Source organism: Roseofilum acuticapitatum BLCC-M154 (assembly GCF_030068475.1).
Classification (GTDB): domain Bacteria; phylum Cyanobacteriota; class Cyanobacteriia; order Cyanobacteriales; family Desertifilaceae; genus Roseofilum; species Roseofilum acuticapitatum.
The window spans coordinates 1-7388 of the sequence record NZ_JAQOSP010000151.1 but is presented as its reverse complement, the minus strand read 5'-3'; the positions used below and the strand labels follow the sequence as shown (position 1 = coordinate 7388).

Below are 7388 nucleotides of genomic sequence, written 5' to 3'. Positions count from 1 at the left end.
TTTTGAATTCTTCGATTAGGCTAGTAAGCATGATTTAATTTTTTGGAAAAAAGTGAGCTTTTCTTAATTTTACCGGGAAAAGTTCACTTTTCTTTTAAAGATTGCCCCGGACTTTGAAAACCCCCTGCTTATTAAGGGGGGTTAGGGGGGATCTTTTACTACTGCACCTCATTACCGCGCAACGTGCTGTATGCCCAGTGAAGTGCTATCGCTAACGAATAGGGATGATTTCCGTATATTCAAATTCATTATCGCTTGCCTTGACCAGGGGATATTGTTGACCGAATCTAGACAGGGAGTCAGCTTCACAGCCAGATTTAGGAGAATGATAGACTAACACATACTCTTGCTGAATGCGATCGCCCATTTCCGCCTCCACTTCCCCTCTCCACTGAGTTTTGCTCACCAAAACCACAAGCTGAGAAGCCAGTTTCGGCAAAATATTCGCCACCTGACGACGATAAACCTCATCCAAACTACCAAAAGGAGAATCCATCACCATCGGAAACGTGCTACTATCTGGCCCCAGATGCATTTGATCCTGGCTCCATTGTCTCACCCGATCCATAATTGCACCAATAAAAGACAAACTCAGAATCTGATTTTCTCCCGTAGATGCAGCTACCGGTTGTTCAAATAGCGTCGTTTTATCCAGCAAGCTTAACTCATATTTTTCACTCAGTTGGGGAGAATAAGGCGTAAAAGAAATCTCCTTAAAAATCTCCTGCAATCGCCGTTCTAACTCTAAGCGAAACTCCGTATCCAAGCGATTTTTCATTTCTGTAATACAACTAATTGCCTCTGACGCTACCCGAATCCGTTTTTGTATTAACTGCTGTTTTTTCTCCTTCGATTCATGTTTAGAAATTTGCTTCTCTTTTTCAGAAATCTGCCCATCCAAGAGCTTAATATTATGCTCATTTGCGCCTGTTTCTCGCTCCAACTCACTCATCCGGGATTCCGTTTGATCCAAACGTTTTTGTAAATTTTGAATATCCAAATCCGGATAATTTCTTAACTCCGATCGAATTGTATCTAATTGGGTTTCAATTGCCGATAAAGCTTCACGCTTTTGATTCATTTCATCACGCAATGAGTTAAGATTTTTCCAAAATAAATCCGCCCTATTTTCTAGCTCAGAGACTTCTCCCAACAGCTTCAATGCACTTTCCTCCACATCCCCAACTCCTGCTTTATTCATCCATTGTGCCACTAAAGTATAAGCTTGACTTCCTTCAGCCAAATGGGTTCCACAAATACATTTTTCTTGGGCGAGTAAATCTTGAACAAATTGCTGTTTAATTCCCCTAGGCAACTCTCCTCGGTGGCGTAACTGCTCCATTAAAGCTTTAAATTTTTCAATCGCTGAAGGTAAAAATACAGTATAAGCTTGGCTAGAAATTTCTCGTTTTAGCTCCGATTTAAGTTCCTTTAACCTCTGCCTTAACTCCTGTTGTTGCTGCTCTAAATTAGCGCGGCGCTTTTGCAACTCTTCCGCACCACTGAGGGCGCGTAATTCGTTGTTTAACTCTTCCTTAATATGGCCATGATAACTCAATTCTTGGTTAATTTCTGCTTGGCGATCGCTGAAAGTTTTTCGTCGTTGCTCTAACTCATTTTTTTCTCTTAAAAATTGTTTGGTTTGTGGATCGCCAATACTCTCTAATTCCGCTTCCAAACTTTTCTGGGCTTCCTTCAAATGTCGCAGGGAACGTTCAAAGACTTCCACCCCTAACAATTCTTTGGTCGCTTCCGAAATTTCTGTTTTTTTCTCTTCCCGTCCCCAAGACTCAATTCGCTCCCCATCAAAAAAGAAATATTGATGTAAACTCTTGGGTAAAATCCGCCCAACCACCTCATCTAAAGGATGCTTAGTTAACTGCCAACGTCCATCATCTCCAGATACCCACAAAGAACACTCTGTTGGCCCATACTCTACGGTTTTTTCCCGATTATACGCTCGACAAAGCCGCTCAACTCGATAGCGCTGATGATCGTGTTCAAACTGCAATTCTACAGAACATTTAACAGGTTTACCCGGCTCTACTTCCGAAAGAGCGCGTTTATTGACCAACTGATCGGGAGCCGCAAAAGCTGCCGTAAATCGTTCATATAATGCCCAAGTAAATGCATTTAGAATTGTAGTTTTACCTGCTCCATTATTGCCATGAATAACAGTAATATTCTGCTCTCCACTAGCCAATTTAATGTCTGGTGTTTGTCCATAAAATTGCCGGAAGTTACATAGCCTAATCGATAGTAATTTCATGGTTTATCCCCCTGATTTTTTGCCCTCTCTCCCACATGAGAGAGACTGTATTCCCCATCTCTCCATCTCCCGATCTGATCGCTAAGGCTCTCGCACTTCTTCTCTAATAATATTAATAATGTCCTCCTTAATATTACGAGGACTAGACAAATGTAGCTTATCTTTTTCCGCTTGCAATACCCGTTTGACCACCTGTTGCACCTCTGGAGAGGCTTGTTTAAGGGGTTCTAAAACTAAATCATGGGTTGAAGGGGAGGGAGTCGAGGTTGTTTGATAGCCGGATTTCTTTGCGGCAAAAATTCGGGAAATCCGCCCCATAAAACCATTGGAACCATTAGAATAAGTTACACTCATAAGCGATCCATACAAGACTGTTCTCCATTGTACCCAATCTTACAGATCTAAAAGTCCGTATTCTTTCTGAAGCCCTAATAATTGCCTGCGAGCTTCTCCGGCATTATCGGCTAAATCAGCGAACTCGACAAAGCGCTGTAACTCTTTCCTTAATAGGTTACGCTCCACATCCCAGGTTTGTCGATCTAAGGGGGGCGGAACGACAATCATATCAAATAAGGTGGCCCGCTTTTTCTGGGGATGGGGGCGTAAAATTCGCCCGCGACGCTGGATAAATTGTCGGGGATTACGACTACTGGCCAGAATAATGGCGGTTTTGATGGCGGGAATATCGACTCCTTCATCTAAACAACGCATGGCAATTAAGCCTTGTAGTTCTCCTTGTTCAAACTGGTGGCGCAGGGTTTCCCGTTCTGATAAGGAGCTATGGGCGGTATAGGTATTGACTCGATAGCCCAATTCTACTCCTAATAATTGGGTAACAGCAGCAATTTGCCGATTTGAAGTGCTGGTTTGGGTTTCGGCTGCTCCATCGCCACAATAGAATAGGGTATGGCTGGTGTGTAGGCGAGGTTGCATAATGGCTCGCAGTTTCTTGAGTTTATCTTCTGCATTGGCAATTAACCGCGATCGCCGGATCAATAAGGCAGTTAATGTCTCATTATCCTCCAAATCCTCCCCCGCCGCCAATGCCCAACCGATGCGGGTGGTTAATTTGGCATATTTATAGGCTTCACTTTCCGTTAAATTCACCAAGACGGGATAATACAAATAATGGACTAATGCCCCTTGATCTATGGCATCTTTTAAGGTCAGTTCTGGAGGAATTAAAGGGCCAAAATAGTTAAAAATAGCATCAGTTCCTGTTTGATCGAAAAATCGTTCTGGTGTTGCCGACAAACCTAACCGCAGTCCGACTTGGCTGGGTAAACTTTCCTCTAGTTTCGCCGTTCCCAAGTTATGGGCTTCATCTCCAATAATTAAAGTTTTGGGCGGAAAATAGGGCAATTGGGACTGAAAGCCATCCCCCATTAAGGTGGAATTGGTGGTAATCACACAGAGAAAGGGTTGCCTCAAAGCTTGGATATTATAGAGTTGGCTGGATAACTCTTGTTGCCAATGGCGTACACTTTCAAAGGCTAAAATGGGCATCAGTCCAAAACGCTGACATTCTCGCCCCCATTGGGCCACTAAATGACGGTAGGGACAGACTACAATTAAAGCTTGTAAGTCAATGCATTGATAAAGTTCTGTGGCAATGGCTAAAGCGGTGATGGTTTTGCCGCTTCCAGTAGCCATTTTTAGGGTTCCCCGTCCTTGATTGGCAAACCAATTTTTAACCGCTTGCTGTTGATAGGGTCGCAGTTGAATTGAATCAGGAATAGCGGGAAACATATTAGAACTGCGCTGATTTTACTGAAGGAGTGCTTTGACCACCCGATCTAAACCGACGGAATGGGAGGCTTTGAATAAAATGCGATCGCCGGGTTCCATGATGGCTTTGACTCGTTCAATTACCTCTTGGTGGGTCATGTAGACTTCGCAGGGAGTCTGCTGGATGCCCTGATGAAGACCTTCTACATCGGGGTCATTTTGTAAGAGGATTACTTGGTTTAAACAGGACAGTTTTTCCGCCCATTCCCCCAGTTGACGATGATATTCAAAGGAGTTTTCGCCCAATTCTTTCATGGTTCCCAAGACGGCGATATGGCGTTTTCCGGGAGTTTGAGCTAATAGCTCTAGGGCGGCTTTCATGGATTCTAGACCGGCATTATAGGTTTCATCCAGGAGGACGATATCGTTGGCTAAAACATAGCGTCCTGCTCGTCCAGTCGGTAGGGTGACGGATAATCCCTTTTGTAGCTGTGTCCAGTCTAGTCCTAAAACCTTGGCTACGGCGATCGCCGCCAAATAGTTTGAGGCATTATGACGGCCTGGAAGGGGTAGGGGTAAGCGAATTCCTTCTAATTCCAGGGTTTCTGGATCGATCAGTGTGCCATGACAGTCTCCTCCCGTGAATCCGTAGGTGACGGTTTTGCCTGACCAGACTGTGGGCGCGGTTTTCATTAACCGCTCATTATCGGCATTTAAAATCGCTACCGAGTCTTTAGGCATTTTTGCTAATAACTCACACTTAGCTTCGGCGATCGCCTGTTCCGACCCCAACAGCCCAATATGAGCCGTTCCCACATTCACAATTACCCCAATAGTGGGCTGGGCTAACTCCGAAAGTAAGGCAATTTGACCCCGGCCGCGCATGGCCATTTCCAGCACTGCATACTTATGGCTTGCTGATAATTCTAATAAGGTTTTCGGAACTCCAATTTCATTATTGAAATTTTGTTGCGTTTTCAGAATATTTTCTGTAAAATTGCTACACTGAAGATATCCTAGAACAGCAGCAATCAATTCTTTGGTGGTGGTTTTGCCACAAGATCCGGTGACGGCAATCACCGGAATTTCAAACTGCTGTCTCCACCAACTGCCTAGGGTTTGATAGGCAGCTAAGGTATCTTCAACTTGTAATTGAAGACCCCCCTGGGGAAGGGGAGTGTCAACAATGGAGACAACTGCACCCTTGGCGATCGCCCGATCGACAAAATCATGGCCATCAAAGGTTTCCCCTCGCAAAGCCACAAAAGCCGAGCCAGGAAGGAGTGAACGAGTATCTGTCGAGATCGCCGTTACCTCTAAGGTTGGGTCTAATGGCGGGCCCATGATGACCGTAGCCCCTAAAACGTCGATTAACTGGGCAAGGGTTAGCTGAAATGTCATAAAAACTTAACTATTTCTTTAACCAAGACGCTGGCCTTCATGGCCGAAGTCTTACTTTTCCAGGATACCTCATAAATTCACGCAATCTTTATACAAAACTCGGATAAACAGGAGGAACTTTATCAAAAAATTAAAAAAAGTTGGCTCAATTACGGGTAAATTGTAGAAGGGAGTCATTAACCCGGATCATTTGATCCATCGGATAGACCCGTTACTCGTGGTTTATCCCGATCGGGTGATAACTATCTACGATCGAAAATTACCAAAATCAACGGATGCAGGGTGACCCCATTCAGGGGGAAAATAAGGAATAAACACAGTCATATACTTTACTCAAAAAAATTTTTTGTTATATCTCGGCGAAAAAGCATCCGTCTACTGAGAAATCACTAACTAGGGTCAACCTATTGATTGAGTAAAAGATGAAGGGGATAACCCCCATACATATGGAGATTAGGGGGATGTACAATGAATAGGACGATGATTACTGCTTATAACTCATCCAATCGAATGGCACAGGAACAGGTTATCTATGACCACTTGTTGGCTTGCGTCCAAGCGGAAACACCCGATCAACTCGTCGATCGCTTTAAAAGATTATTTATCCATGGACTCGGATACGATAATCAGGAAGTGGTAGCTGCCTTAAATAGCTTAACCGCTAGTAAGGGAGCAGAAGAAGACTTCAAATTTGTGATCAATCGCTGTTGTCATATCCTCATTAACCAATGGCGAACCCATCCCCAACATCAAAGCAGCATTCCGGATTTAGTCAACCTCTTTGACCCTACCCGCAATAGCACTGGTGGAGGTTTCTCTCACATGCGCTCCCTTCATCGTCTCCGCTCCCTCGTCCAATCTTTTACGGACACAGAACAATATGTAACCCTATCGCGGTTAGCAGAAGTCTTTAGCGCCTCATCCGATAAAGCTGGGGATCAAGTTCCCCTAAAACAGCTCATCCACCGTTATCCCTACCTCTATTCCCACTGCATGTTAAGCGACCAAAGCAGTTCAGAGCAACAAAATACGGTGAGACAGGTACAAACTCAGATGCAACAAAAATTTGAGCAAAACCTATCCCACTATGTCACCTATCGAGTTCGCCAAAGGCAACTGGTGCGCTTATCTTCGCCAGAAAAAGCCAAACGACTACTCAAACCCCAGGAAAATCCTACCCTACTGGGCGATCGCGAATTAGTCGGGGCCCTTAAACATTATGTCGGTAAAGTAGAAGGATCGTATACCCATCAAGACCTCGCCCAATCCTTTATCACCCATACCAATCAAGTAAGAACCTTCAAAGAGTACAAAAACACCCTCTATGAATATCTCTCTACCTCCGTAGACTCCAGCTATGGTCAACGAAAATTTAACAATCAGCTCTACGATCAGCTCAGTAATACCCTCTCCGACAGCGACGATCAAAAACCCACTGATTTCCTCGTCATCCGCACCTGTAGTCAACTGCTGAACTTCATGGTGGTTCAAGGTCAAAAAAATCCCCAACACTACACCTTTATTGATCTGCTCTCTAACAACGGCCCCACAGCTACCATCGGATTATTGCTCAAAATTGTCCTAGTCTGTCGTAAAGTTAAGCCCTACTTAGAAAAGCGGTTAGCCATTCTCTATAACCACTATGAAAGCTCCACTCAGTCGGCGGTTTCCTGGTTGGTTCATGCTCTCGAACATATGAATATCGCTTTGAGTACCAACTTCGGTAAAGTGGATCTCTCAATCATTCGCTAAAGGACATCCTTATGTTATCTCCCTCATTATCCCCATCGGGGCGAAAAGTTTTTCGCCCCGATCGAACTGTTAATGCCGTGATATCAAGTCCGGTTTCCGCAAGCGGACATGAAAATTTGTTAAGAAGGGGGCCAGATGCCCGCACTCCTCGAATTCTTTGATATGACTGGAGTGGGAGCATCTTGCTCCCTGGATTTTTAATTAGGGTATTTCCGCTTCGCGGACATGAATAAGCGAA

The 7388-nt window shown here is 44.3% G+C and carries 5 protein-coding genes; 1 reads left to right on the top strand and 4 read right to left on the bottom strand.

Going from position 1 to position 7388, the window contains the following annotated elements; translation table 11 throughout:
• Positions 1 to 211: 211 nt before the first annotated feature.
• From PMG71_RS23460 to PMG71_RS23445, 4 genes are all read right to left on the bottom strand, one after another.
• Entirely contained in the window at positions 212 to 2269 is a 2058-nt protein-coding gene (locus tag PMG71_RS23460; RefSeq protein ID WP_283756164.1) for an AAA family ATPase, read from the bottom strand.
• An 81-nt stretch (positions 2270 to 2350) separates the two neighbouring features.
• Positions 2351 to 2623: a hypothetical protein gene (locus PMG71_RS23455; protein ID WP_283756163.1), complete on the bottom strand. Its 273-nt coding sequence runs from the start codon at positions 2621 to 2623 to the stop codon at positions 2351 to 2353.
• 39 nt (positions 2624 to 2662) lie between these two features.
• Positions 2663 to 4018, bottom strand: coding sequence for a DNA phosphorothioation system restriction enzyme (locus PMG71_RS23450; protein ID WP_283756162.1), 1356 nt, complete (start codon positions 4016 to 4018; stop codon positions 2663 to 2665).
• 18 nt (positions 4019 to 4036) lie between these two features.
• Positions 4037 to 5398 carry a UDP-N-acetylmuramoyl-tripeptide--D-alanyl-D-alanine ligase gene (locus PMG71_RS23445; protein ID WP_283756161.1) on the bottom strand — a complete coding sequence of 454 codons (1362 nt, stop codon included), beginning with the start codon at positions 5396 to 5398 and terminating at the stop codon, positions 4037 to 4039.
• A 468-nt stretch (positions 5399 to 5866) separates the two neighbouring features.
• Here PMG71_RS23445 and PMG71_RS23440 point away from each other — a divergent pair, with 468 nt between their 5' ends.
• Positions 5867 to 7150: a hypothetical protein gene (locus PMG71_RS23440; protein ID WP_283756160.1), complete on the top strand. Its 1284-nt coding sequence runs from the start codon at positions 5867 to 5869 to the stop codon at positions 7148 to 7150.
• Positions 7151 to 7388 lie beyond the last annotated feature (238 nt).